Source organism: Streptomyces sp. WELS2, from assembly GCF_013870595.1.
In the GTDB taxonomy this organism is placed as follows: Bacteria; Actinomycetota; Actinomycetes; order Streptomycetales; family Streptomycetaceae; genus Streptomyces.
This window is the reverse complement of sequence record NZ_JACBWZ010000877.1, coordinates 1-2,438: the sequence shown is the minus strand read 5'-3', so window position 1 is coordinate 2,438 and position 2,438 is coordinate 1. Positions and strand designations below refer to the sequence as shown.

Below are 2,438 nucleotides of genomic sequence, written 5' to 3'. Positions count from 1 at the left end.
CGGGCCGTCTGGTCCGGCATCGTGGTGACGCGCGGACGAGGGCGCCCTCCCCGGTGAGCGGGGAGGGCGCCCTCGTCGTGGTGTGCCGTGCGGCCTCAGGGGGAGGCGGACGGGTCGGGGGTGGGGCTGCCCGAGGCGGTGGACGGGTCCGGCGTGGGGGTGACCGGGGAACCGGCGGCCTCCACCGTCAGCGGCACGGTGAGCGTCGCGCCGCCCGCGGTGGTGAGGCGGAGCAGGAACGTGCCGGTGGTGTCGTCGGCGTACAGCTTGGGCAGCGTGAGCATGCCCTTGGCGTCCGTCCGGAGACCGGTGAGGGAGCGCACGGGCTTCCCGGTCGCGTCCTTGAAGTAGGGGCCCTTGTCGTTCGCCGTGGCGTCGAGGAGGGACTTGACCAGGGTGGCGGTGACCGCGACCTTGCCCGCGGCGGCGCCCCGGTACGTCGCCCTCACCTGCACCTGCTCGGCGAACTCGCCGCCCGCGGCGCAGATCAGCGGGTCGATGCCGGTGCGGGTCAGGGCGTCCGCGACGCGCTCGGTGACGGTCGCCGTGAAGTCGGCGCTCTTGACCTGTCGGCCCACCACGGCCGCGGTGACCTTGAAGACGCCCGGCTTCTCCCCGGCCTGGAGCGGCGGGGCGAGCGCGACGCCCTTGGCGTCGGTGGCGACCGTGGCGACGGTCTCGCCGCCGGCGAAGGTGGCGTCGGTGTCACCGGTGAGCGTGAACCTGATCCTGACCTTGGCGACGGACTTGCCGACCTTGGTCTCGGCGCGCACCCCGATCCGCTCGGTGAAGGCGTCGCCGGTCATCGCGGTGAGCTTCCCGGTGCCCGTGTCCGTCAGGTGGTCCACGAGGTCGGTGGGCGTTCCCGGGGGCGTCGGCGTGGGCGGCGGCGTCGGTGTGGGGGGCTTGGGGCTGGGCGTCTCGTCGCCGCCCTTGCCGTCGCCGGGCTCGTGGGGCTTCGGGGCCGGCTTGGTGGTCGGCGGCTGGGTGGGGCGCGGGGACGGGGACGGGGTGTGGTGGGTGCCCTCGTCGCTGCGGTGCTCCGGGACGCCACCGGTGCCGTCGGGGACGGTGTGGATGCCCTTGCGGTAGTACTCCATCCAGTTCAGGACCAGGGCGAGGTAGTCCTGCGAGTTGTTGTAGCTGAGGATCGCGCTGTGCAGGTCGGCCTCGCGGGACAGGTCCCAGTCGTTGCGGCACAGGTAGTGGCCCGCGGCGAGCGCCGCGTCGTAGATGTTGTTCGGGTCCTTCTTGCCGTCGCCGTTGCCGTCACGGCCGGCCCAGGCCCAGGTGGACGGGATGAACTGCATGGGCCCGACGGCCTGGTCGTAGCTGCTGTTGCCGTCGTAGGCGCCGCCGTCGGTGTCCGGTATGAGCGCGAAGCCGTTGCCGTCCAGCTGTGGGCCCAGGATCCGGTGCAGGGTGGTGCCGTCGGCGTCGACCTGTCCGCCGCGGGCCTGCCCCGACTCCACGTTGCCGATCGCGGCGAGCAGCTGCCAGGGCATGTTGCAGCCGGGCTTGGAGGTGCGCAGTTCGGCCGCGGCCTTCTTGTAGGCGTCGAGGACCGTCGCCGGAATGCCCGCCTCCGCGTCTCCCCGGGACACGGGCGTGCCGACGGGGGCCGAGGGGCCGGGCTCGGGGCTCTTCAACGGCGGAAGGTCCGTGTAGTAAGGCGAGTTGCCGGTGGCGCCGCCGGTGCCGCCGTCCGGTACGGAGTTCGTGGCTCCGGCCGTCGCGGGTCTGTTGTCCTCGCCGGCCACTCCCGGAGCCTGGGACGCGGAGAGAGCCGCGACCGCCGCCGCGGCCACGGCGGTGCTCGCCGCCCCCTTGCGCAGTCGCCTGCCGAAATGCGCCGCCATAGAGTGAACCCCTCCCGTGGACGCCCGCGCGTCCGTCTCCGTCTCTGCCTGCCTCGCTCTGGTGTGACGGTTGACCCGGTGCTCTGGTTGCCCCTGTTCCGTCGTTGCGTCCGAGCGCCGCGTGTGTCACCGTGCGCCCGGCAAGGGGACCCAGGTGACCCTACGACAACTTGCGGTGAACAGGCACGCGTTGATGCCCGGAATTCACCGATTGGCCAACCTCGGCCGCCCCGCGCGGCCTTGGGCGGCGGCACGGATACTGGCCGGACCCGGTCACCGGCGGTCCCGTACGGGCCGTCACACGCTCAGGAGGCTCTCTTGCCGTTCACGCTCAGCCACGCGGCGGCGGTACTTCCCGCGGTCCGCCGGGACGGCGGCGGGCGGGCCCGGCTGGTACCCGCGGTGCTCGTGGCGGGCTCCTGCGCACCCGACCTGCCCTACTACGCGGCTGATGTCCTGCCGGGCGGAATGGAGTCCGGCTCGGTCACGCACGCGTTCGCCGGAGTCGTCACGGTCGACGCGCTCCTCGCCTGGGCGCTCGCGGGGCTGTGGCTCCAGGTCCGCGAGCCGTTGCTCGCG

Annotated in this window: 2 protein-coding genes; one reads left to right on the top strand and one right to left on the bottom strand. The window is 73.3% G+C overall.

Going from position 1 to position 2,438, the window contains the following annotated elements:
- Positions 1-95: 95 nt before the first annotated feature.
- Entirely contained in the window at positions 96-1,859 is a 1,764-nt protein-coding gene (locus H5J33_RS31150) for a lytic transglycosylase domain-containing protein (protein ID WP_181798111.1), read from the bottom strand.
- A 93-nt stretch (positions 1,860-1,952) separates the two neighbouring features.
- Between H5J33_RS31150 and H5J33_RS37950 the strand changes: the two genes are divergently transcribed.
- A partial coding sequence (locus H5J33_RS37950) for a DUF4184 family protein (RefSeq protein WP_258565531.1) occupies positions 1,953-2,438 on the top strand: 486 nt, incomplete at its 3' end.

Coding starts and splice junctions, on each gene's coding strand:
- H5J33_RS31150 (WP_181798111.1), bottom strand. CDS start 1,859: ATGGCGGCGCATTTCGGCAGGCGACTGCGCAAGGGGGCGGCGAGCACC.